Source organism: Brachybacterium sp. AOP3-A1-3, from assembly GCF_052378285.1.
GTDB lineage: Bacteria > Actinomycetota > Actinomycetes > Actinomycetales > Dermabacteraceae > Brachybacterium.
In genome coordinates this window covers 80919-103421 of record NZ_JBQSXM010000004.1, presented here as the reverse complement: position 1 = coordinate 103421, position 22503 = coordinate 80919, and the positions used below count along the sequence as shown (strand labels likewise).

The 22503-nt window shown below is 71.3% G+C and carries 18 protein-coding genes; 13 read left to right on the top strand and 5 right to left on the bottom strand.

Translation table 11 applies throughout. The features are described from left to right. Positions 1 to 135: 135 nt before the first annotated feature. From truA to ACT3T5_RS07655, 4 genes are all read left to right on the top strand, one after another. Positions 136 to 1155 (top strand): tRNA pseudouridine(38-40) synthase TruA, encoded by a 1020-nt coding sequence (gene truA, locus ACT3T5_RS07670; protein WP_444578102.1) that lies wholly within the window; start codon positions 136 to 138, stop codon positions 1153 to 1155. A gap of 349 nt (positions 1156 to 1504) precedes the next feature. Next, complete coding sequence (gene rplM / locus ACT3T5_RS07665; RefSeq protein WP_444578103.1) at positions 1505 to 1948, top strand: 50S ribosomal protein L13; 444 nt, start codon at positions 1505 to 1507, stop codon at positions 1946 to 1948. A 50-nt stretch (positions 1949 to 1998) separates the two neighbouring features. After that, positions 1999 to 2511, top strand: a complete 513-nt coding sequence (gene rpsI, locus ACT3T5_RS07660) for a 30S ribosomal protein S9 (RefSeq protein ID WP_444578104.1) — start codon at positions 1999 to 2001, stop codon at positions 2509 to 2511. A 148-nt stretch (positions 2512 to 2659) separates the two neighbouring features. Beyond that, positions 2660 to 3970 carry a CoA transferase gene (locus tag ACT3T5_RS07655; protein ID WP_444594076.1) on the top strand — a complete coding sequence of 437 codons (1311 nt, stop codon included), beginning with the start codon at positions 2660 to 2662 and terminating at the stop codon, positions 3968 to 3970. Here the strand turns inward: ACT3T5_RS07655 and ACT3T5_RS07650 are convergent. Then, positions 3963 to 7319, bottom strand: coding sequence for an SNF2-related protein (locus ACT3T5_RS07650; RefSeq protein ID WP_444594075.1), 3357 nt, complete (start codon positions 7317 to 7319; stop codon positions 3963 to 3965). The two genes, ACT3T5_RS07655 and ACT3T5_RS07650, sit on opposite strands and share 8 nt — an antisense overlap. Before the next feature lie 142 nt (positions 7320 to 7461). On the opposite strand from ACT3T5_RS07650, the gene glmM reads away from it, so the two are divergent. After that, positions 7462 to 8808, top strand: coding sequence for a phosphoglucosamine mutase (glmM, locus tag ACT3T5_RS07645; RefSeq protein ID WP_444594074.1), 1347 nt, complete (start codon positions 7462 to 7464; stop codon positions 8806 to 8808). Between the two features lie 353 nt (positions 8809 to 9161). Here the strand turns inward: glmM and coaA are convergent, their stop codons facing one another. Further along, the gene (gene coaA, locus ACT3T5_RS07640; RefSeq protein WP_444578110.1) at positions 9162 to 10118 is read right to left on the bottom strand and encodes a type I pantothenate kinase; all 957 of its coding nucleotides are present in this window, start codon (positions 10116 to 10118) and stop codon (positions 9162 to 9164) included. 257 nt (positions 10119 to 10375) lie between these two features. Here coaA and glmS point away from each other — a divergent pair, with 257 nt between their 5' ends. The 7 genes from glmS to ACT3T5_RS07605 are packed head-to-tail and all read left to right on the top strand — an operon-like array spanning position 10376 to position 17462. Further along, the gene (gene glmS, locus ACT3T5_RS07635; RefSeq protein WP_444594073.1) at positions 10376 to 12244 is read left to right on the top strand and encodes a glutamine--fructose-6-phosphate transaminase (isomerizing); all 1869 of its coding nucleotides are present in this window, start codon (positions 10376 to 10378) and stop codon (positions 12242 to 12244) included. 53 nt (positions 12245 to 12297) lie between these two features. Continuing rightward, positions 12298 to 12741: a holo-ACP synthase gene (locus ACT3T5_RS07630; protein WP_444578113.1), complete on the top strand. Its 444-nt coding sequence runs from the start codon at positions 12298 to 12300 to the stop codon at positions 12739 to 12741. Continuing rightward, positions 12738 to 14225, top strand: a complete 1488-nt coding sequence (locus ACT3T5_RS07625) for an NAD(P)H-hydrate dehydratase (protein ID WP_444594072.1) — start codon at positions 12738 to 12740, stop codon at positions 14223 to 14225. The genes ACT3T5_RS07630 and ACT3T5_RS07625 overlap by 4 nt, the downstream gene beginning before the upstream one ends. Positions 14226 to 14238: 13 nt before the next feature. Further along, a complete protein-coding gene (gene alr, locus ACT3T5_RS07620) occupies positions 14239 to 15411 on the top strand; it encodes an alanine racemase (protein WP_444594071.1) in 1173 nt (390 codons plus the stop codon). Then, entirely contained in the window at positions 15408 to 16232 is an 825-nt protein-coding gene (tsaE, locus tag ACT3T5_RS07615; protein WP_444594070.1) for a tRNA (adenosine(37)-N6)-threonylcarbamoyltransferase complex ATPase subunit type 1 TsaE, read from the top strand. Before alr ends, tsaE begins: the two co-directional genes overlap by 4 nt. Then, positions 16232 to 16927, top strand: coding sequence for a tRNA (adenosine(37)-N6)-threonylcarbamoyltransferase complex dimerization subunit type 1 TsaB (gene tsaB, locus ACT3T5_RS07610; RefSeq protein WP_444594069.1), 696 nt, complete (start codon positions 16232 to 16234; stop codon positions 16925 to 16927). Before tsaE ends, tsaB begins: the two co-directional genes overlap by 1 nt. A gap of 16 nt (positions 16928 to 16943) precedes the next feature. Continuing rightward, complete coding sequence (locus ACT3T5_RS07605; RefSeq protein WP_444594068.1) at positions 16944 to 17462, top strand: GNAT family N-acetyltransferase; 519 nt, start codon at positions 16944 to 16946, stop codon at positions 17460 to 17462. A 282-nt stretch (positions 17463 to 17744) separates the two neighbouring features. On the opposite strand, the gene ACT3T5_RS07600 is transcribed toward ACT3T5_RS07605, so the two are convergent. Both ACT3T5_RS07600 and ACT3T5_RS07595 read right to left on the bottom strand, forming a co-directional pair. After that, positions 17745 to 19457, bottom strand: a complete 1713-nt coding sequence (locus ACT3T5_RS07600; RefSeq protein ID WP_444578122.1) for a hypothetical protein — start codon at positions 19455 to 19457, stop codon at positions 17745 to 17747. Then, on the bottom strand, positions 19442 to 20341 hold the full coding sequence (locus ACT3T5_RS07595) for an ABC transporter ATP-binding protein (RefSeq protein ID WP_444594067.1): 900 nt from the start codon (positions 20339 to 20341) through the stop codon (positions 19442 to 19444). The genes ACT3T5_RS07600 and ACT3T5_RS07595 overlap by 16 nt, the downstream gene beginning before the upstream one ends. 156 nt (positions 20342 to 20497) lie before the next feature. Between ACT3T5_RS07595 and ACT3T5_RS07590 the strand changes: the two genes are divergently transcribed. Further along, entirely contained in the window at positions 20498 to 21841 is a 1344-nt protein-coding gene (locus ACT3T5_RS07590; RefSeq protein ID WP_444594066.1) for an AI-2E family transporter, read from the top strand. 131 nt (positions 21842 to 21972) lie between these two features. Here the strand turns inward: ACT3T5_RS07590 and greA are convergent, their stop codons facing one another. Continuing rightward, positions 21973 to 22461, bottom strand: a complete 489-nt coding sequence (gene greA / locus ACT3T5_RS07585) for a transcription elongation factor GreA (protein ID WP_444578126.1) — start codon at positions 22459 to 22461, stop codon at positions 21973 to 21975. Positions 22462 to 22503: the final 42 nt, after the last annotated feature.

Here is a 22503-nt window from a genome sequence, read left to right as displayed (position 1 = left end):
GGTCGCCGGAGAAGTGCCCGCACTCCGGCATTCCGGGACGTCGGTGCCCTCCAGCACCAGTACTCGGAGAGTGATCCATCGCAGTCCCCGCTCGCCGCCACGGACCCCCGAGCGCTCACGGCTACGATCAGGGCCATGCCTGCTGTTCCCCCGGACCTTGCCGCTTCCGCGACCCCGGCGGATCCCGCGACCCCGATGGATCTCGCGACACCGATGGATCTCGCGACTCCGGTGGAGTGGACCGTCCCGGCGGGGGCCGATGACCTGGTGACCCGACGGCGCGCCGATCCGGCGACGACAGCGAGATTGCGGCTCGACCTCTCCTATGACGGCACCGCGTACCACGGCTGGGCCGCGCAGCCGGGGCATCCCACCGTCGAGGGCGAGCTCGAGAAGGCCCTGGCGCAGATCGCCCGCGTGCCGCTGCGCGTGACCGTCGCCGGCCGCACCGACTCCGGCGTCCATGCCCGCGGCCAGGTCTGCCATCTCGACGTGCCGCGGTCGATCCTCGCCACGTTGCCGGGACGTTCGGACCGTCGGCCCGAGGACGCGCTCGTGACGCGGCTCGCAGGAGTGCTTCCTCGCGACATCGTCGTGCACGTCGCCCGCGAGGTCCCGCTGGACTTCGATGCCCGCTTCGGGGCCCTGTGGCGCCGGTATCGGTATCGGCTCTCCGACAGCCCGGCCACGCATGACCCGCTGCGCCGGGACGTGCTGCGCCACCGCCGTCCGCTGGACGTCGAGGCGATGAACAGCGCCAGCCGCACCCTGCTGGGTGAGCACGACTTCCTCTCCTTCTGCCGCCCGCGCGAGGGGGCGACGACCATCCGCACGCTGCGGGAGCTGAGCTGGGAGCGCCCGGGCGCAGGGCGCGCCGACGAAGGACTGATCGTCGCGACCGTCGTCGCGGACGCCTTCTGCCATCACATGGTGCGCTCCCTGGTGGGCGCGATGATCGGCGTGGGGGAGGGGCGGCGCGGCATCGACTGGCCCGCCGGCGTCCTCACGGCACGCACCCGGGACGCGGCGACCCGCGACGGCACCGGGTCCGCCCCGATCTGCCCGCCCCAGGGCCTCACGCTCGACCACGTGGCCTACCCGCCCGACGAGGAGCTCGCCGCGCGCGCCGCGATCGCACGGGCCCGACGGGTCTGAGTGCACAGCGGGCCTGCCACCGGGGTCGGATGAGAGCCGGGCGAGCGACGGACGGGAGCCGGAGATCACACCCCGTCGGCCCTCGCCGCGTTGACGCTGGCTCCGTGCGGGAACTATTGTTAGCGGTCGTTGTGCCTCGATGTGTGCCCAACCCGCAGCCGTTCTCTCACGTCCGGCGCGTCAGGGCATCTCACACACATCCAGGACCGCCGTCGCATAGTCAGCGGAGCGGTCCGGGTGCAGCAACAGGGCCATGCTTTTACCCGAAGGAAGCGTGCCCACGGTCCATCGAACCGTGCCTGGTCGGCGATCTGCCGCCCGGGCACCACGACGAGAGAAGAAGGCACGAGTGCGTACGTTCACCCCGAAGCCCGGCGATGTCGAGCGTTCCTGGTACGTCATTGACGCAAACGATGTCGTCCTCGGCCGGCTCGCTTCCCAGGCTGCACAGCTCCTCCGCGGAAAGCACAAGCCGGTCTTCGCACCCCACGTGGATGCAGGCGACTTCGTAATCATCATCAACGCTGACAAGGTCGCCCTGACCGGCAACAAGCGGGACGCCAAGCTGGCCTACCGCCACTCCGGTTACCCCGGCGGCCTCCGGAGCGTCCCTTACTCCGAGCTGCTCGAGAAGAACCCCGAGCGCGCCGTGGAGAAGGCCATCCGAGGCATGCTCCCCAAGAACAAGCTTGCTGATCAGCAGATCAAGAAGCTGAAGATCTACTCGGGTTCCGAGCACCCCCACACCGCTCAGCAGCCCGTCCCCTTCACCATTGATCAGGTGGCGCAGTAAGCGGGTGCCCCGCCACTCCGCCCTGCCGCACGGACGAACCAAGGAGAACCGTGACTGAGACCACCACCCCCGATACCACCGAGAACCTCGAGGCCGTGACCGACGAGTCCGCACCCTCGAGCTTCACCACCGAGTCGACCGGCGAGTCCGCCGTCGGCGGCGGCCAGTCGGCGATCGAGCCGGGCTACGGCACCGGCCGTCGCAAGCAGGCCATCGCCCGCGTCCGCCTGGTCCCCGGCTCCGGCCAGTGGACCATCAATGGCCGCGCCATCGATGACTACTTCCCGAACAAGCTGCACCAGCAGGAGATCAACGACCCGTTCACGGCTCTCGATCTTCAGGGACGCTTCGACGTGTGGGTCCGCCTCCACGGCGGCGGCCCGTCCGGACAGGCCGGCGCCGTGCGCCTCGGTGTGTCCCGCGCGCTGAACCAGATCGACGAGGAGGCCAACCGCGCCACCCTCAAGAAGGCCGGCTTCCTCAAGCGCGACCCGCGCATCATCGAGCGCAAGAAGGCTGGTCTGAAGAAGGCCCGCAAGGCTCCGCAGTACTCCAAGCGCTGATCGGTCACGGGGCACTGCTCCGCACCGCTGCTGCGTGACGCACGATGCCCTCGACCTCCGGGTCGGGGGCATCGTCGCGTTCGGCGGGCGTGCAGACGGGCGTCCTCGCCACGACCGACGAGGGATGAGCGCCCGGTAGGCTCCCGCCATGGAGCCGATGCCGCGTCGCTGGTGGGAGGGGCCGTTCGATGTCGAGCGCCTGGCCTGGTCCGCTGTCACTGCAGCCCGTGACGCCGCCGGGGAGCTCGCCGTCGCTCGTGGTCTCGACCTCGCGATCGACACCACGCCGGAGCTCGTCGCCGCCTCCTTCGCCGCTGTCGATCACCTCCGGGTCGACGGCCGGGCGCCTGCCGCCTGGGCGGAGCTGTCCGGCTTCGTCGCGGCGCGGGACGGCTGGGTGCGTCTGCACGGCAACTACCCTCACCACGCCGCCGTGATCCGCTCCGTCCTCGGGATCGAGGATCGTGCCGCCCTGGAGCGCGAGAGCGCCCGACGCGACGCCGCCGAGATCGAGGAGCGGATCACTGCCGCCGGCGGCATCGCGATGGCCGTGCGCACCCGCGAGGAGTGGCAGCGGCACCCGCAGTCCCGGGCGATGGCGGACATCCCCTGGGCGGAGGTCACGGACCGTGGGGAGCGACCTGCTCTCGGACGGATCGGCGGCGTGAGCGCGGCGGGCGGGGAGGTCGCCGTCGGCCGGGGACCGGTCTCGCCCGGCTTGCTGCGCGGCGTGCGGGTGCTCGACCTGACGCGCGTGATCGCGGGGCCGACGGGGTCCCAGCTGCTCGCCGCCCTCGGGGCCGACGTGCTGCGCATCGATCCGCCGCATCGCCCCGAGATCCTGGACCAGCACCTGTCCACCGGGATGGGCAAACGCTCGGCCGCGGTGGACCTGCGAGAGAACTCCGAGCAGGTGCGGGCTCTCGCCGCCGGGGCCGACGTGGTCCTCGACGGCTACCGACCCGGAGCGCTGGCCGCGCACGGGCTCGGCACCGAGGACCTCGAGGTGCTCGCCCCCACCGCCGTCCTCGTCTCCCTCTCGGCCTGGGGTGAGATCGGGCCCTGGGGGAACCGGCCCGGCTTCGACTCCATCGTGCAGGCCGCCACCGGGATCGCCGACACCTGCGGCGCGGACGGGCGGCCCGGCGCACTGCCGGTCCAGGCTCTCGACCACGCCACCGGGCACTTCCTGGCAGCGCAGGTGCTGACCGCCCTGGCTCGGTCCCGGGCCGCGACGATCCACCTCAGCCTGCTCGGCGCCGCTCGCACGCTGCTCGAGGCTCCGAAGCCCCCTGCTGAGAGGGCGGCGGAGCTGGCCGTCCCGCTCGTGGCCACGACGTCGGGCGCGCTGCGGCTCGACGCCGTGCCGCCGCCGCTGCGGATCGACGGATCCACCCTCGAGCTGCCCGTCGGCGTCTACGCCGCCTCGCCGCTCGCCTGGAAGGACGAGGTCAGCTAAGCAGCTCCCGGATGTCCTCGGCCGTGACGGCGGAGCGGAACGCCTCCCCGCCGTCGGTGAAGGCATCGAACAGCTCCGCCTTGCGCTGCTGCAGCGCCAGCACCTTCTCCTCGATCGTGTCCTCGGCGACCATCCGGTACACCATGACCTGGCGGTCCTGGCCGATCCGGTGCGCACGGTCCACGGCCTGCGCCTCCGCGGCGGGGTTCCACCACGGGTCCAGCAGGAACACGTAGTCCGCCTCGGTCAGGGTCAGGCCGAACCCGCCCGCCTTCAGGGAGATGAGGAAGACGGGGGCGTCGCCCTCGCGGAACCCGGACACGGCACCGTCGCGATCCCGGGTCGAACCGTCCAGATGCGCATAGCCGACGCCGCGCGCGGAGAGCTCCGTCGCGACCCGATCCAGGTAGGAGGTGAACTGGCTGAACAGCAGCACCCGATGGCCGTCCCCGACCACCTCCTCGAGCCGGTCGAACAGAGCCTCGAGCTTCGAGCTGGGCACGTCGGCGTAGGCCTCCGCATCCACCAACGACGGATCGATCGCCATCATCCGCAGCAGGGTCAAGGAACGGAACACGACGAACCGCTGCCGATCCAGGTCCGTCTCGATGAGGCCGAGAACCTTCTTGCGCTCGCGCTGGAGCACCGAGTCGTAGACGGCACGGTGCTCCTGGCCCAGCGTCACCGTCAGCACCTCCTCGTGCTTCGGCGGCAGCTCGGTGGCGACGAGCTCCTTGGTGCGCCGCAGCAGGAACGGACGCACGCGCCGGCGCAGCAGCTCCATGCGGTCCGGATGCTCGCCGGTCTCGATCGGCATCGTGTACCGCTGCCGGAAGCCGTTCGCTCCGCCCAGCAGCCCGGGGGCCACCAGGTCGAAGATCGACCACAGATCGTCCAGGGAGTTCTCCATCGGAGTGCCGGTGATCGCCAGGCGGAATTCGGCGCGTATGCCCTTGGCGGCCCGGTGGGTGCGGGAGCGGCGGTTCTTCACGAACTGCGCCTCGTCGAGCACGAAGCCCTGGAAGGCCTGCCCGGCGAAGACCTCCTCGTCGATCCGCAGCACCGCATAGCTGGTCACCACCACGTCCGCGCCCGAGATCTGGGTGGACAGATCCGTGGATCGTTTGGCGCTCGTGCGGTCCAGCATCCTCACGTCCAGGGACGGCGTGAAGCGGGCCGCCTCACGCCGCCACACCGGCAGCACGGAGGACGGCGCGACCACCAGGAACGGCGGCGCATCCGGCCCGACGGACGCCCGGGCATGGGCGATCAGCGCGAGTGTCTGGATCGTCTTGCCCAGGCCCATGTCATCGGCCAGCACACCGCCCAGCCGGAGCGAGAACAGTGCGGCGAGCCAGGCGAACCCGTCGTGCTGATAGGGGCGCAGGTCCGCATCCAGCGCGGCCGGGAGGGCGGGCGCCGCGGTGCGCGGCAGCTGCGCCAGGCGGCCGACGGTGCGATCCCAGTCGGCGCTCTCGTCGACCTCGTCCGCCATCTCCTCGAGGTCGTTCCACATCTCGACCTGGAACCGGCTGATGCGCTGTCGCTCCGGCTCCCATTCCGCGAGGGCCTCGCCCTCGCGGATCAGCTCGCGCAGGGTGTCGAAGGCCGGATGGTCGAGGGAGAAGTACGTCTTGTCCGGCATCAGGAGCGTGCTGCGGCCCCGGGCGAGCGCGATGAAGAGCGACGGGAAGGGGATCGAACGACCCTCGATCGTGATCTCGAAGCCGAGGTCGAACCAATCATGCTTCCCCGGCGAGGCCTGCTGGGTGACCCGTACCTTCGGGGCGCCGTCGAGCTCGCGGTACTCATGGCGGGTGCCGACCACCTCGGTCTCGACATGGTCCATCGCATCGAGCTCGTCGAGCACGTGCTCGGAGAAGAGGGCGGTATCGGGCCCGCTGAGCAGATCGGGGGACTCGGAGCCCGCCGTCGGCCACAGCGTCATGGCGGCCGCGATCACCTCGTCCTCGTGCGCCACGTCGCGGTGCGCGCCCTGGCGCTGATCGATCGGGAGGATCCGGTCGGGGTCGTGGTAGTGCCACGACCAGCGCAACGTGAGCCGGTCACCGGAGGCGTAGGACGCCGTGAGCCGCAGGGTGGGCCGACGGGCCGCCGGCAGGGGGACGCTGCCGTCGAGGCTGGTCACGGTGGTGCGGGAGCGCAGCTGCGGATAGGCGACCTCGAGGAACGCCGTCCTGTCCGCAGCGGGGACGCGCAGCGGGTGGCGGCGCTGGAGCAGCGTGCGCAGCGCCCGCGGGACGGGGCTCCCGAGCGGGGCGATGCGGGCGGCGAGGGCATCGGGACCGTGCGGTTCGACGTCGAGCACCCCGGCCGCCCCCAGCAGCCGGGCACCGGGCGCCCGCTCTCCCTCGAGGTCGATGCGGGGACGCACCTCGAGATCCTGGGACTCGTCGGCCACCTGCAGGTCCAGGCCGGCATCGGCGCTGCCGAGCAGGGTGATCGAGGTCAGCCCCGAGCCGGGGAGGAACTCGATGCCGGCGTCGCGAGCATGGACCAGCGACTGCCACAGCAGCGGCGAGGTGATCGTGTTCACCCACAGGTGGTCGATCGCACCGCTGGAGTAGGAGCGCTCGGTCGACGCCGAGGCGAAGACCCGCGAGAGAGCCTCGGCCTGCACGGCGTCGTACTCGCGCCCCAGCAGCCGCCCTTCGAAGCTGCGCCAGGAGAGGTCGCCCTTGATCCAGGTCCCCTTGCGGCCACGGGTGAGCGGGCGCAGCCCCAGCCACAGGTCGGCCCCGGATTCGAGGTCGGCCGCGGTGGCGGGCTCCCGGCTCTGGCGGGATGCCCCCGTACCCGTGGCGCCGGCCTCGAGATCGAAGCGGATCGCCAGCGGCCGTGGAGCCGTCTGCGCCGCTCCCGCAGCGCTCGAGGTGCCGGAGCCCTCCGACGCGTCCGAGATGCTCGAGCTCGCGGAGGTCAGCAGGGGGCGCAGCACGCTGCGCCATTCTGCGGGGGGAGCGGATTTCTCGGCGCGGTCACCGAGGTCGTTGAGGCGGTACAGCATCGCGGCGACGTGTTCGCAGCTGCCCTCGGACGGGCAGCTGCACTGCGATCCGCGCGGCCGCCAGAGCCCTCCGGGGGCCGACGGCAGGAAGCGCCGTGAGACGGAATCCTCCGCGTACTCGTCCAGCAGCGCCTGCGACCGCTGCACCGTGCCGACGTCGTCGGTGACCGTCGCCGTGACCATCGAGGTGTCGGGGTCCCAGGCGAGGCCCTCGACCCTGCCGGCCCGCGCGCGGTGCAGTCCGCGCCCGGCGGACCGGTCACCGACGTGGTGACTGATGGCCGAGGGCAGCAGACGGGGGAGGAGGACAGGATCAGGCATAGCTACCAAAGTATCGTCGACAGCCCACCGGTGACGGGTCGAGGTCCCCTCAGCGGGTAGTCTCACAGCGAAAGTCCGGGCCGGAGCGCGCCATTCGTGGCCCCGTCAGGACGATGCAACCCCTTCTCATGAGGAGAACCCTGTGGCACGACTGTTCGGAACCGATGGAGTGCGCGGACGCGCGAACGGCGACATCACCGCAGAGCTCGCGGTCGAGCTCTCCGTGGGTGCGGCCCACGTCCTGGGCACGCTGGGCGCCTTCAACGGCTCCCGACCGCGCGCCATCGTCGCCCGCGATCCGCGCCCCTCCGGCGACTTCCTGTCGGCCGCCGTGTGCGCCGGGCTCGCCTCCGCCGGGGTCGACGTGCAGGACGCGGGCCTGCTGCCCACCCCGGGCCTCGCGTTCCTCGTGCAGTCCACCGGGGCGGACCTCGGTGTGATGATCTCCGCCTCCCACAACCCCCACCCGGACAACGGCATCAAGTTCTTCGCCCGCGGCGGCACCAAGCTGCCCGACGAGGTCGAGGACGCCATCGAAGCGCGCCTGGGGGAGCAGTGGGAGCGCCCGCAGGGGACCGACGTCGGCACCATCACGCCCTACGAGGGCGCGATCGACGCGTACGTCGAGCACCTCGTGGGCACCCTGGACCGCTCCCTCGAGGGTCTCACCGTCGTCGCCGACTGCGCCAACGGCGCTGCGAGCGTCACCGGACCGCTGGCCCTGAGCCGTGCCGGGGCGACCGTGCACGTGATCGGCGACCGCAGCGATCGCGGCCTCATCAACGATGGCGTCGGCTCCACGCACCTCGGTCCGCTCCAGGACGCCGTGCGCACCCACGGCGCCGACATCGGCGTGGCGTTCGACGGCGATGCGGACCGCTGCCTCGCGGTCGACGCGAACGGCGACATCATCGACGGGGATCAGATCATGGGCATCCTCGCGCTCGACCTCAAGGAGCGCGGTCGCCTGCACGAGGACACCCTCGTGGTCACCGTGATGAGCAACCTCGGTCTCAAGCTGGCCATGCGCGAGCACGGCATCCACCTCGGCCAGACCGGGGTCGGGGACCGGTACGTGCTCGAGGAGATGAACCTCGGCGGGTTCTCGATCGGCGGCGAGCAGTCCGGCCACGTGATCATCGCCGAGCACGCCACCACCGGCGACGGCGAGCTCACCGCCCTGCACCTGCTGCAGCGGATGGCCGAGACGGGCCGCACCTCCCGCGAGCTCGCCGACGTCATGACCCGCCTCCCGCAGGCCCTGATCAATGTGAAGAACGTCGACAAGGCCAAGGCCACCATCGACCGCGGGGTCGCCGACGCGATCGAGGCCGCCGAGCGCGAGCTGGGGGAGACCGGCCGTGTGCTGCTGCGCCCCTCCGGCACCGAGCCCGTCGTGCGCGTCATGGTCGAGGCGCCGTCCGACGAGACCGCGTCCGCGATCGCCGAGCGCCTCGCCACCGTCGTCCGCGAGCGCGTGGGCCTCTGACCCGGAGCGCCGGCCTGGGCTCGGATCGTCGGTCGCTGACCCGGAGCGCCGGCCTCTGACTCGGAGCGCCGGTTGCCGACCCCGGAGCGCTGGTCTCTGACCCGGAGCGCCGGCCTCTGACATCGATTCCCCGGAAACGTGCCCTCAGCGGTACGTTTCCGGGGTTTCGTCGTCCCGGGACTGCTGCAGCTCCTCACGAGTCCCTCGAAACGTCCCGTCAGCGGTACGTTTCGAGGGACTCGGTGGGTTCTTTCCCGGGCCCGTGACCTTGGGCTTGGGCTTGGGCTTGGGCTTGGGCCCGGGACCCTGGGCTCGGGGACTGCGCCCGGCTCCGGTCCCGGGCGAGGAGCGCGTCAGACCTTGCGCAGCAGCACGGAGTGCACGCGGTGCTGGCCGTCCTTGCGCAGCACGAGGTCGGCGCGGCCGCGGTTGGGCAGCACGTTCTCGGTGAGGTTGGGGCCGTTGATGGTGCGCCAGATCCGCTGCGCGGTCTGCACGGCCTCGTCGTCGGTGAGGTCGGCGTAACGGCGGAAGTACGACCGCGGGTCGGAGAAGGCGGTACGTCGCAGCTGCAGGAACCGTTCCACGTACCAGCGCTGCACGTCCTCGACGCGGCCGTCGACATAGATCGAGAAGTCGAAGAAGTCCGAGACCGCCATGCCCAGGCGACCGTCGCGACGGGGGCGGGCGGGCTGCAGCACGTTGAGCCCCTCGAGGATGAGCACGTCGGGCTGCTCGACGACGACCTTCTCGTCCTTCAGGATGTCGTAGGTCAGGTGCGAGTACACGGGCGCCTCGACCCGGTCCTGCCCGGATTTCACGTCGGAGACGAAGCGCAGCAGCTTGCGGCGGTCGTAGCTCTCGGGGAAGCCCTTGCGGTGCATGATCCCGCGGGACTCGAGCTCCGCGTTGGGGAGCAGGAACCCGTCGGTCGTCACGAGCTGCACGCGCGGCGTCTCGGGCCAGCGGGCCATCAGCTCGCGCAGCAGACGGGCCGTGGTCGACTTGCCGACCGCGACGGACCCGGCCACGCCGATGATGTACGGGGTGCGCTGCTGGGGCTGGGCGAGGAAGCCCTCCCGGTCGCGCCGCAGGCTCTGCGCCGCCGCGACCTGGATGTTGAGCAGGCGGGAGATCGGCCGGTACACCGCGTCGACCTCCTGCAGGTCGATCCGGTCGCCGAGGCCGCGCAGGCGCACGACGTCGTCCTCGGAGAGCGGGAGGGGGGTCTGTTGTGACAGCCGGGCCCAGTCATCCCGCGGGATCTCCTCGAACGGGGTGACGGTGCTCGACGCTGAAGCGGCCTTCATGGCGCTGATTGTTCCAGCACCGCGGGCCGAATCCCGCCACCGGGCTGTCAGATGAGACCCGTGCGACGTCCAGCGCCGCGCCCCGTCGGCCCCGAATGTCCCGTCCGGGACCCTGCGAGGGCCCCGTGCGCGAATGTGACCGGCCGTGCGCACGTTCCGGCAGGCCCGTGCACAGGACCCCGCCACAGTGAGGAACGACTCCCACGGATTCCGCCTCCGGGACGAGATCCACGGCGGGGATCACTAGCGTGAGCGGCATGTGTGGAATCGTCGGATATGCAGGCCCGCAGGCCAAGGCCCCCTCCTCCCGTCCCGTGGACGTCGCCCTCCAGGGTCTGGCCCGTCTCGAGTACCGCGGCTATGACTCCGCGGGAGTCGCCGTGATCGATGATGGCTCGGTGCGCGTCACCAAGCGCGCCGGCAAGCTCGCGAACCTCCGTGCCGCCCTCGAGGGCGACACCGAGACGACCGGGCGCGTCGCGATCGCCCACACCCGCTGGGCCACGCACGGCGGCCCGACCGACACCAACGCCCACCCGCACCTCGGCGGCCGTGAGGGCGAGATCGCCGTCGTGCACAACGGCATCATCGAGAACTTCGCGCACCTGCGCGCCGAGCTCGAGGCCGACGGATACGTGTTCGCCTCCGAGACCGACTCCGAGGCCGCCGCGCACCTGGTGGCCCGCGAGATGGAGACCGCCGGTGACCTCACCGAGGCGATGCGCCGCGCGGCAGCCTCCCTCGAAGGCGCCTTCACCCTGCTCGCCGTGCACCGCGACGCCCCCGACACGGTGGTCGCCGCCCGCCGCAACTCCCCGCTGGTCGTGGGACTGGGCGAGGGAGAGAACTTCCTGGGCTCCGACGTCGCCGCGTTCGTGGACTCCACCAAGGAGGCCCTGGAGATCGGGCAGGACCAGGTCGTCACCGTCACCGCGGACGACGTGGCCATCATCGACTTCGAGGGCCACGAGGTCACCGACGCCAAGCGCTACACGATCGAGTGGGACGCCGCGGCCGCGCAGAAGGGCGGCTACCCGTCCTTCATGGCCAAGGAGATCCACGAGCAGGCCAGCGCCGTGGCCGACACCCTGCTGGGCCGCCTCGAGGACGGGGCGCTCCAGCTGGACGAGATGGACATCGACCCCTCCGTGCTGCGCAGCGTCGACAAGATCGTCGTGGTCGCCTGCGGCACCGCCGCGAACGCCGGCGCCGTGGCGAAGTACGCCATTGAGCACTGGTGCCGCATCCCCACCGAGGTCGAGCTCGCGCACGAGTTCCGCTACCGCGATCCGGTCGTCACCGAGAAGACCCTCGTGGTCGCGATCTCGCAGTCCGGCGAGACCATGGACACCCTGATGGCCGTGCGCCACGCCCGCGAGCAGGGTGCCAAGGTCATCGCGATCTGCAACACCCGCGGCTCCACGATTCCGCGCGAGTCCGATGCGGCGCTGTACCTGCACGTGGGCCCCGAGATCGCCGTCGCCTCCACCAAGGCGTACCTGGGCCAGATCGCCGCCTGCTACCTGCTGGGCCTGTTCCTGGCCCAGGTGCGCGGCAACCTCTACCCCGACGAGATCGCCGCACTGATGGGCGACCTCGAACAGATCCCTGAGCAGATCCAGCAGGTGCTGGACAGCTCCGCGCAGGTCGAGAAGCTCGCCCAGGACATGAAGGACGCCACCAGCGTGCTCTTCCTGGGCCGCCATGTGGGCTACCCGACCGCCATGGAGGGCGCGCTCAAGCTCAAGGAGATCGCCTACATCCACGCCGAGGGCTTCGCCGCCGGCGAGCTCAAGCACGGGCCGATCGCCCTGGTCGAGGAGGGACAGCCGGTGTTCGTCATCGTGCCCTCGCCCAACGGTCGCCACTCCCTGCACTCCAAGGTCGTCTCCAACATCCAGGAGGTGCGCGCCCGCGGCGCCCGCACCCTGGTGATCGCCGAGGAGGGCGACGACGCAGTGCTCCCGTACGCCGACGAAGTGATCAGGGTGCCCGCGACCCGCACCCTGTTCGCCGCGCTACTGACCGTGATCCCGCTGCAGATCTTCTCCTGCGAGCTCGCGACGGCGAAGGGCCTGGACGTGGACCAGCCGCGCAACCTGGCGAAGTCCGTCACCGTCGAATGAGCGTTTGACCTGCACCTCCGCACGCACCCGGGTCAGGGTGTGATACTGCGGGGATGAGCAGCATTCCCACCGCGACCACGGCGCCCGGCCCCGAGGACAGCTTCGGAGGTCGGGCGTTCGCGCCTGCGGACGACGGCACCGTGGTGGGGGTGGGCATCGACGTCGTGGACATCTCCCGGCTCGCGGGGATGATCGACCGCACTCCGGCCCTGCTCGAGCGCCTGTTCACGCCGGGGGAGCGGGGTCTCTCCGACGCCTCGCGGGCCGCGCGGGTCGCCGCGAAGGAAGCCGTCGGCAAGGCGCTGGGCGCCCCCGGGGACTTCTCCTGGCAGGACGTGACCGTGCAGAAGACGCCGACGCGCCGCCCTTATCTGCAGCTGCGCGGGGCGACGCTGCGGGCCGCCGAGCTCGCCGGGGTGCGCCACCTGCATCTCTCGCTCTCGCACGACGGGGACATCGCCACCGCGATCGTGGTCGCCGAACGGGAGGGCCGATGATCAGCGCCTACACCGCCGAGGACATCCGCGCCGCGGAGCGCCCGCTGCTCGAGGAGGGCCAGCCGCTCATGCAGCGCGCCGCCCGCGCCCTGGCCGGCCACGTCGCGAAGCGGATGCGCACGCCGGAGGCGCCGCACGTCCTCGTGCTGGCCGGCAGCGGCGCGAACGGCGGCGATGCCCTGCACGCGGCGGCGATCCTGCGCGGCGAGGGCATCACGGCCGACGCGATCTCCACCGCCGAGTCGCTCCATGAGCAGGGCGCTGCCGCACTGCGTGCCGCCGACGGAATGATCCATCCCCTGGCGCAGCTCGCCCCCGAGGACCTCGGGGCCCTGCTCACCGAGGCGGACCTCGTGCTGGATGCGATCGTCGGCATCGGCGGGCGTCCCGAGATCCCCGTCGGGCTCGTCCCGCTGCTGGAGGCGGTCTCCGCAGCCGGCGTCCCCGTGCTCGCCGTCGACCTTCCCAGCTTCGTCGACGCGACCACCGGCCAGGCCGCTCCCGGCGCCCTCGCGGCCCAGGAGACGGTCACCTTCGGAGCGCTCAAGGCAGGCCTGCTGCTGCCCGGAGGCGCCGAGCTCGCCGGGCGCATCCACCCCGTCGACCTCGGACTGGAGGAGCACCTGCCCCCGGCTCCCGCGGTCCGTCGGCTCGAGAACGACGACGTGCGTGCCCTCTGGCCCCACCCCGGGCGTGACGCGACCAAGTACTCCCGCGGCGTGGTCGCCCTCGCCGCGGGCAGCGTCCGCTTCCCCGGAGCGGCGGTGCTCGCGACCTCCGGTGCCGCCCGTGCCGGCGCCGGCATGGTCCGCTGCCTGGCCCCGCAGGCCGTCCTCGATCTCGTGCTGCGTGCGCGCCCCGAGATCGTCGGCCACCGGACCGACACCGTCGACCTCGAGGAGATCGGGCGCACGCACGCGCTCGTCGTCGGCCCCGGCCTCCCGGGTGAGGATCCTCGCACCCGCACCGGCGTGGCCCTGCTCGCCGACGGCGGGGACCTCGACCGCGGCGTGATCGATGCCGGCGGGCTCGAGGCGATCACGCCACAGCAGCGTTTCGGCCCGGACGTTGTCCTCACCCCGCACCGCGGAGAGGCCGACCGGCTCGCCGAGCGGCTCGGCCTGGACACCCACCTCCCCGGGCCCGCTCTGGCGACCGCGCTCGCGGCACGGAGCGGGGCGACCGTCCTGCTCAAGGGCGCGATCACGCTGATCGCCCCGGGGGACGGAGCTCCTCTTCGCAGCCAGGACGACGCGACGGCGCAGCTCGCCACGGCGGGCACCGGCGACGTGCTCGCCGGCGTGCTGGGCACCCTTCTCGCCGCCGGTCTGAACGGACCCGATGCCGCCGCGCTCGCCGCGATCCTGCATGGCAGAGCGGGCCGACTCGCCTCCCTCGACGGGCGCCTGCCGCTCGTCGCCCTCGACGTCTCCGATCACCTGCCCCGCGCTCTCGGGGATATCCTGGCGGACGCCCTGTCGTGATCCTAGGAGCCCGATGACCATCCCGATCCCTGCTGAGGACCCTCGGCACGTGCCCAACCGGGCCGTGATCGACCCCTCGGCGATCACCCAGAACACCCGCGCCCTGACCGGGCAGCTCGAGGAGCACACCGCCCTCATGGCCGTGGTCAAGGCCGACGGGTACGGGCACGGCATGCTCACCGCCGCCCGCGCCGCCCTCGAAGGCGGTGCCACCTGGCTCGGCGTCGCCCACCCCGCCAGCGCCCTCGCACTCAGCCGCGCCGGCCTCGACGTGCACATCCTGACCTGGCTGTACGAACCGCACACCGCCGCGAGCGTGCTGCCCGAGGTGATCAGCTCGGGGATCGACGTGTCCGTCGGCTCGCCCGAGATGCTCGCGCTGGTCGCCGACGCCGCCCGCCAGGCCGACCGCCGCGCCCGCGTCCATCTGAAGATCGATACGGGCATGGGCCGCAACGGCGTCCTGCCCGAGCACATCCGGGAGATCGGTGCCGCCATGCGGGAGGACGACTTCATCGAGGTCGTCGCCGCCTGGACCCACCTGACCAGTGCGGACGATCCCGCGGACCCCTCCACCGATCGCGAGGTGGCGCTGTTCGACTCGGCCTGCGACGCGCTCGCCGACGAGGTCGGCCCGATCCCGCTGCAGCACCTGGCCAACTCCGCAGCCCTCCTGACCCGGCCCGACCTGCACCGCGACATCGTGCGCCCCGGAATCGCCCTGTACGGCTACCCGCCGGTGGCGACCGACGTCCAGTTGCGCCCGGCGATGACCCTCACCAGCCGCCTGGCCCTGGTCAAGGACGTCCCGGAAGGGCACAGCATCGGCTATGGCCGGATCCGCACCACCGCGCGGCGCACACGCCTGGGCCTGGTGCCGATCGGCTACGCCGACGGGTTGCACCGGGCCGGCAGCGACCAGTGCGAAGTGCTCGTGCGCACCGCTTCCGGCGACCGCCGCGCCCCCCAGGTGGGACGCATCAGCATGGACCAGATCGTCATCGACCTGGGACCGGACACCGACGCCCGCGCCGGCGACCAGGTGTTCCTGTTCGGCGACGCCGGGGAGGCGCCGACGGACCCCTCCGCCTCGACTGCCGAGGACTGGGCGCGCGCCGCCGGGACCATCCCCTACGAGGTCCTCACCTCGGTCTCCGGTCGGGTCACCCGCGAGGTGCGCGCATGACCCGCCACGGCGACCTCGAGGCCGGATCTCCCGAGGCCGGGTCCTTCGGTGCACGTGGTCTCGAGGGCCAGGACCCCGGCGCTCGGACCCTGGAACCCCGGCCTCTCGACGCCCGCACCCTGGAGGTCCGGACCCTCGACGCCGACGGGACCCGCGCCGTCGCGGTCGCCCTCGCCGGCGTGCTGCGGCCAGGCGACGTGCTGATCCTCGACGGGCCCCTGGGCGCCGGGAAGACCACCTTCACCCAGGGCCTCGGCGCCGGGCTGGAGGTGCGCGGCCCCGTCGCCTCCCCGACCTTCGTGATCGAGCGGGTGCACCCGAGCCTCCGTGGCGGCCCTGCCCTCGTGCACGTGGACGCCTACCGGCTGGGCGCCGACGGCGACATCGACGACCTCGACCTGGAGGCGGACCTCGACGAGGCCGTCACCGTCGTGGAATGGGGACGCGGCCGCGTGGAGCACCTCGTGGACTCCTACCTGCTCCTCGAGCTCGAGCGTCCCGACCAGGTGGACGACTCCGACGACCCCGACGAGCCCCGGACCCTGCGCCTGACCCCGAGCGGGCCACGCTGGGACCGGAGCTCCCGCGCCGAGCTGCGCGACGCCCTGTCCCCGCTGCCTGCTGTGACGGCCGACCGAGATGTGACGGCCGACAGCGGTGCGGCGGCCGACAGCGGTGTGGCGGCCGACGGCGGTGTGGCGGCCGACGGCGGTGCGGCGGCCGACGACGCCGTGACAGTCGACGGCGACTCCGTGACGACCGCACAGGCGGGCCCCCCGACCGGTCCCAGGACCGCATCGACTACTGAGGAGAACCGCTGATGCTGCTGGGAATCGACACCTCCGGGGCCGTGAGCGTCGCCGTGGCGCGCGGCGCCCTCGACGACTCGACGCCGGAGATCCTCGCCGTGCGCGGGGACGAGCGCTCGCGTCATCACGATGAGGTGCTGCTGTCTCTCGTCGACGAAGCGATGGGAGAGGTCGGCGTGCAGCGCGCCGACCTCACCGGGATCGTCGTGGGGCGCGGCCCGGGCCCCTTCACCGGTCTGCGCGTCGGGCTGGTGGCCGCACGCAGCATCGCCGGGGTGCTCGGGATCCCGCTGTACGGTCTCAGCTCCCTCGATGCCCTCGCCCACCAGGCGCTCGCCACCGCGGATACCTCGCCGGTGACGGTGGGCGTGGCGCTGGACGCACGACGCCGCGAGGTCTACCACGCCCGCTTCCGTCGGGACGAGGACGGCACGGTGACTCGCACCAGCGACCCCGCCGTCGACCTCCCGGCAGCTGTCTCCGAGGAGCTGTCGGCCTGCGATCTGCTCGTCGGTTCCGGGACGGCGATCTACCCGGATCTGCTGCCGGCCACCGTGGAGATGGCCCATGTGGACGCCGGGCACCTCATCCTCGCCGCCGCGCAGCTGACGGGCCAGGGCATCGACCTCTCCAGCACCGAGCCGATGTACCTGCGCGCGCCCGACGCCGCCAAGCCCACCGCGCGCAAGAGCGCCCTGGGCCGCTGAGCGCGGGGCAGCGGAGATGACGACCGGAGCGGGCTCGGTCCCACCGTCCGACGGGACGCGCCCGGAAGCACCGGAGGCCTGGGCACTGCGCCCCGCGACACTCGCCGACGTCGAGGAGATCGCCTTTGCCGAGCTCGAGCTGTTCCCCGACGAGGCCTGGAACGTGTTCCAGCTCGCCGAGGAGATCGAGCACCCGGATCGGCGCTACGTGCTCGCTGCCACGGGTGCTGAGGCGAGCGGTGAGCTGCTCGGCTATGCGGGGATCATGATCGCCGGAGACCTGGCTGATCTGCACACCATCGGTACCCTGCGTGAGGGCGTCGGCATCGGCCGTGCACTGCTCGCCTGGTGCGAGGAACAGGCCCGTCGCGGGGGAGCGGAGCGCCTGCTTCTTGAGGTGCGCGAGGACAACGACCGGGCCCGGGCCTTCTACTCACGGTCCGGGTACCAGGAGATCGATCGCCGCCGGGGCTACTACCGGATCCGGGGCCGACGCATCGATGCCCTGGTCATGCAGCGCCAGCTCGGCGCCTGAGCCAACTCGCCGGACCCCCACCCGGACCCCCACCCGGACCCGCACCCCTCGCCCCACCCGCACCCTCGCCCGTCGGGACCCGGTGGACGACTGCCGAGTCCCTCGTTTCGTGCCGATGGCGGGACGTTTCGGTGGACTCGGTGGACTCGGCGGACTCGGCGGGCGTGTCGGCGAGAAGGGGTCGCGCGCGCCGGTGGGCGCTCGCCGAGTCCCTCGTTTCGTGCCGAGGGTGGGACGTTTAGGTGGACTCGGTGGACTCGGTGGACCCGGTGGACCCGGGGGTCAGAGGAAGTCGCGCACCTTCTGGAACAGATCCGGGTAACGGCTGGTCAGCCGCACCACACCGATGCGCAGGCCGACCAGGAAGGCGATGACACCGACGGCGAACGAGACGATGCCGGCCACGAGCAGCAGCAAGTCGCTGCCCACGACGAGGCCCCAGATCGCCAGCCCTATCGTCGGGATCTGCGGCACGAACACCGCGACCATGGCGATCGTCATCGTGAGCATCGCGTTCGTGCTCGAGGCGGACTTGTCCTTCATCGGATTGGTACCGGGCGCGGACGCCGGGTAGGGCAGGATCGCCGAGATCGCGACCGAGCTGCCCCATCCGGTGGCCATCGAGCCGAGTGAGGCCAGCACGATGAGCGGGATGAGATGGGGCAGGCCGTACAGCAGCGGGATCACGGCGGCGACGACGATCACCGGCGGCACCATGAGCAGGGCCATCGCTGCGACCCGGCCCAGCAGGTTCGCACGCGCCGGAAGGTTTGCGGTGATGTTGACCCAGCCCGAGGGGCCGTCGAACCCGATCTCGTTGCACAGGGTGATCCCGCTGATACCGCACATCAGGACCACCATGGCGAGCATCATGGGCCGCGACTCCGGGAGCATCAGCCCCATCGCCACGAAGAACACGATGACCAGCGGATAGATGCCAATCGCGGCCAGGTAGCGGGTGTCACGGCGCCAGTACCGCAGCGACTTCCCCAGCACCGCACCGAAGGCCGTCGGCTTCACGAAGCGCGGCACCAGGGCGGAGACCTTCGTGGTCCCAGAGGAGGCATCGCCGGACAGGGCCGAGGTGAGCGAGGCATCGAGCGAACGACGCCACCACAGCCAGGTCAGCGCGATCGCGGCCGCCCCGATGACGAGGCGCACCAGCGCCGCCAGCACGTGGCCCTCGGCGAGGTCCATGGGAGCGGCGAAGAGAGCGCCGAAGGGTGTCCAGGCCAGCACGTCGATCACCGGGGGCAGCCAACGCATCAGGAAGTCCACGTCGATCTCCGCGACCTTCTGCATGCCCAGGGAGAAGCCGTAGATCACGGCGAGCATGACCAGCATGCCGATGATCCCGCCCAGCTCGCGCCCGCTGCGCGACGAGGCACGGCTCGCCGAATGCGCGAACCAGGCGCGCGGCAGCAGCAGGCACAGACCGAGCCCGGCGAGGTTCGCAGGGATCAGCAGCACGATGGCGGCGATGATCCACCCCACGCCGTGGCCGTAGAGCACCAGCCACAGCACCTCGAAGGCGGTAGCGATGACCAGCGCGACCAGGGTGAACAGGCTGGGCAGGCCGAGCACGGCCGCAGCGAACAGGCCGGGCTGCAGCTCCTTGCCGCTGCGCGGGAACAGTGCGAAACGGCGTGGATCCAGCGTGTCGTCGAGGCCGAAGGCCAGGACGGGGATCAGGAACCACAGCAGAACCGTCAGGGCGCCGAGGCCGCGGATGATCATCGGGAACAGATCACCCTCGCCGCTCCACAGCGTCGCGCCGAGGAAGGCGAACACCAGGCCGACGAGACCGCCCGCGCCGTACAGCACGCCGATGATGGTGCCGATGAGCTTGCCGATGTTCTTGCGGTAGGACCGCTTCCACAGGGTCCACTTCAGCGTCATCAGCAGGCGGATGAGGGACTTCTGGGAGACCGCGCCGTGGGCGACGTCCGTCGCGGACGCGGTGGCGGCGTGCTCGCTGCTCAGGACTCCAACCACGACAGGCTCCCTTCGGCGACGTCGCCGCCGCCCACGAGATCGATGAACGTCTGCACGAGGCTGCCGCCCTGGCGGACCTCGTCGAGCGTGCCGTCTGCCAGGAGCGCGCCGTCCGCGATGATCGCGACGTGGCTGCACAGGCCCTCGACCAGCTCCATCGCGTGGCTGGACAGCACCACGGTGCCGCCGCCGTCGACGTAGGCCGTGAGGATCTTCCGGATCACCTGTGCGGAGACGGGGTCGACCGCCTCGAGCGGCTCGTCGAGGATCAGCAGGCGCGGCGCATGGAGCAGGGCGCAGGCCAGAAGGATCTTCTTGGTCATGCCCGCCGAATAGTCGACGACGAGCTTGCCGTCCTCGCCCTCGAGGTCCAGAGCGGCGAGCAGCGATGCGCTGCGCTCCTCGACGACGTCGGCCTCCATGCCACGGATGAGGCCGACATAGGTCAGCAGTTCCCGACCGGTCAGCCGGTCGAAGGTGCGCAGACCGTCGGCCAGCACACCCAGCTGGCTCTTCGCGGCCGTGGGGTCGGCCCACATGTCGGTTCCGAGCACGTGCGCGGTGCCGCTGTCGGGCCGCAGCAGGCCGGTCGCCATCGAGAGGGTGGTGGTCTTGCCGGCGCCGTTGGGGCCCACCATCCCGTAGAAGGAGCCGCGCGGCACGTCGAGGGAGATCCCGTGGACCACCTCGGTCTTGCCGAAGGTCTTGCGCAGGCCGCGGATCGACAGCGCGGACTGCGTCGGGAGAGCGGTGTCGGCTCCGACGGGCGCCGCGGCACCCGTGACCGGCGCTGCAGGGCCGGGCGCGGACGGGGCAGAGGAGTCGGTCGCCGACGGAGCGGGGGAACCGGTCGGGGTCGAGGAGGACGGGTCGGCTGTGTGCATGGGATCACGCTACCGAGCGTCTGGTCGGCGTGGTGTCCTCCAGTCGGTGGGAACGGGGCCGACCTTCGTCGGGGTGCGCGCTCCGGGAGGCGTCCCGGAGGATGCTGTGCAACTAGGATGCGCAGGAGTCGTCCTGGCACCGAGGGAAGGAACCCCATGTCGAAGCTGCGCCCCACTCCGCGGGCACCTGGCCTGGCGCAGGAGGTCGAGGAGATCCCGCTCGGCGTGCGTCGCCTGGCCGCCTGGTCCTGGCGGATCCTCGTGATCGTCACTGCGACGGCGCTGATCCTCTACGGCCTGCTCCAGATCACCGGGATCGTCATCCCGGTGCTGCTCGCGGTTCTCCTCGCCGTGCTGCTGACCCCTGTGGTCAAGCTGCTCACGCGCTATACGTTCCTGGGTCGCGGGGCGGCCAGCGGGGTCGCCCTGCTCGGCCTGCTGCTCGTGGTCGCGGGCATGTTCACCCTCGCTGGTCGGCAGCTGATCGCCAAGTGGGCGGACATCCAGGACAAGCTGGTCACGGGCTTCGAATCCGTGTCGGAGTGGGCGAAGACGACCTTCCAGATCGATGCACCGATGATCAACTCGGCCCTCGACGAGGGGCTGGCCAAGCTCCAGGAGAACGCGGACACGCTGCTCAACTCGGCGGTCAGCACGGCCGCGGTGCTCGGCAACCTCGTCACCGGCGTCCTGATCATGCTGTTCACGCTGTTCTTCCTGCTCTCGAGCGGCCCGACGATCTGGCGCTGGGTCGTGGGGCTCCTGCCGCCGGCCGCCCGAACCGGCACTCACGAGGCATTCCGCCGGGGCTGGAAGGCGCTGTCGGCCTATGTGCGCACCCAGATCCTCGTGGCCGCCGTCGACGCCGTGGGCATCTCGATCGGCATGGTCGCCCTCGGCCTAGGCTCCTATGCGGTGCCGATCTGGCTGCTTGTGTTCCTGTTCTCCTTCATCCCGCTGGTCGGCGCGATCGCCTCGGGCATCATCGCCGTGCTCCTCGTGCTGGTGCTGCAGAACTGGATCTTCGCCCTGATCATGCTCGGCATCGTGCTGCTCGTGCAGCAGCTCGAAGGCAATGTGCTCCAGCCCCTGCTCATGGGCAAGGCCGTCGAGCTGCACCCGCTCGCCGTGTTCCTGGGCGTGGCCGGCGGCGCGATGATCGCCGGGATCCCCGGCGCCCTCTTCGCGATCCCGCTGATCGCGTTCGTCAACGCCACGCTGCTGTACATCGTGGGTCGTGATCCCAGCCCGGAGCTGGGTGTGGACTCCGCATCCCGGGATCATTTCGCGGCGCTCGCCGTGGGTCATCATCCCCATTTCGCTGATGTTGATGCTGATGCTGAGTCGGATGCCAGCAGGGCCGAGGGCCGGGATACGAGCGACTCGCAGGCGCAGCCGGCGACCGTGTCGGAGGCGAAGTCCGCAGTACCGTCTGCAGACGTCTCGGAGCAGTCGCCCGAGCAGGCCCCCGAATTCCCGACGAAGCCCACCCAGGAGTGACGCGGACGCGCCGGGCCTGAGTGCCCGGCGCGCACCGGGCGACAGAGAGCGGCCCCCGATCCGGCATCAGCTGGATCGGGGGCCGCTCTCGTCATGCTCCGGGCGGAGCATTGCGCACGGGGCGCATCACCTCACGGGGCGTAGGGCTTGGCCGTCAGGATCTCGATGGAGAACGACTTCCCGTTCGGTGCGGTGTACTCCACCGTGTCGCCCACCTTCGACCCGTGGATCGCACTGCCCAGCGGCGACTCGGAGGAGTACACCTCCAGGTCCGCGTTCTCTGCGATCTCCCGGTTGCCGAGCAGGAACGTGCGCTCCTTGCCGGCCATCGTGATGGCGACGACCATGCCGGGCTCGACGACACCGTCGTCCTTCGGCGCTTCGCCCACCACGGCATTCTTGAGGAGACGCTGGAGGTCGGCGATGCGTGCCTCCTGCTTCCCCTGTTCCTCACGGGCTGCGTGATAGCCGCCGTTCTCCTTGAGGTCGCCCTCGTCACGGGCAGCGGCGATGCGCTCCGCGATCTCGGTACGGCCCGGGCCCTCGAGCTCAGCGAGCTCCTGGGAAAGACGGTCGTACGCGTCCTGGGTGAGCCAGGCGCCATTCGGCTGGCTGCTCATGGGTTCACTCCTGTCGTCTTGGATCGAGCGCATCGAGGGCAT

What these genes read in the sequence shown, in the direction of transcription:
- truA (WP_444578102.1), top strand. Translation starts at nt 136, where the DNA reads ATGCCTGCTGTTCCCCCGGACCTTGCCGCTTCCGCGACCCCGGCGGAT.
- ACT3T5_RS07655 (WP_444594076.1), top strand. Translation starts at nt 2,660, where the DNA reads ATGGAGCCGATGCCGCGTCGCTGGTGGGAGGGGCCGTTCGATGTCGAG.
- ACT3T5_RS07650 (WP_444594075.1), bottom strand. Translation starts at nt 7,319, where the DNA reads ATGCCTGATCCTGTCCTCCTCCCCCGTCTGCTGCCCTCGGCCATCAGT.
- coaA (WP_444578110.1), bottom strand. Translation starts at nt 10,118, where the DNA reads ATGAAGGCCGCTTCAGCGTCGAGCACCGTCACCCCGTTCGAGGAGATC.
- glmS (WP_444594073.1), top strand. Translation starts at nt 10,376, where the DNA reads ATGTGTGGAATCGTCGGATATGCAGGCCCGCAGGCCAAGGCCCCCTCC.
- ACT3T5_RS07630 (WP_444578113.1), top strand. Translation starts at nt 12,298, where the DNA reads ATGAGCAGCATTCCCACCGCGACCACGGCGCCCGGCCCCGAGGACAGC.
- ACT3T5_RS07625 (WP_444594072.1), top strand. Translation starts at nt 12,738, where the DNA reads ATGATCAGCGCCTACACCGCCGAGGACATCCGCGCCGCGGAGCGCCCG.
- alr (WP_444594071.1), top strand. Translation starts at nt 14,239, where the DNA reads ATGACCATCCCGATCCCTGCTGAGGACCCTCGGCACGTGCCCAACCGG.
- tsaE (WP_444594070.1), top strand. Translation starts at nt 15,408, where the DNA reads ATGACCCGCCACGGCGACCTCGAGGCCGGATCTCCCGAGGCCGGGTCC.
- tsaB (WP_444594069.1), top strand. Translation starts at nt 16,232, where the DNA reads ATGCTGCTGGGAATCGACACCTCCGGGGCCGTGAGCGTCGCCGTGGCG.
- ACT3T5_RS07605 (WP_444594068.1), top strand. Translation starts at nt 16,944, where the DNA reads ATGACGACCGGAGCGGGCTCGGTCCCACCGTCCGACGGGACGCGCCCG.
- ACT3T5_RS07595 (WP_444594067.1), bottom strand. Translation starts at nt 20,341, where the DNA reads ATGCACACAGCCGACCCGTCCTCCTCGACCCCGACCGGTTCCCCCGCT.
- ACT3T5_RS07590 (WP_444594066.1), top strand. Translation starts at nt 20,498, where the DNA reads ATGTCGAAGCTGCGCCCCACTCCGCGGGCACCTGGCCTGGCGCAGGAG.
- greA (WP_444578126.1), bottom strand. Translation starts at nt 22,461, where the DNA reads ATGAGCAGCCAGCCGAATGGCGCCTGGCTCACCCAGGACGCGTACGAC.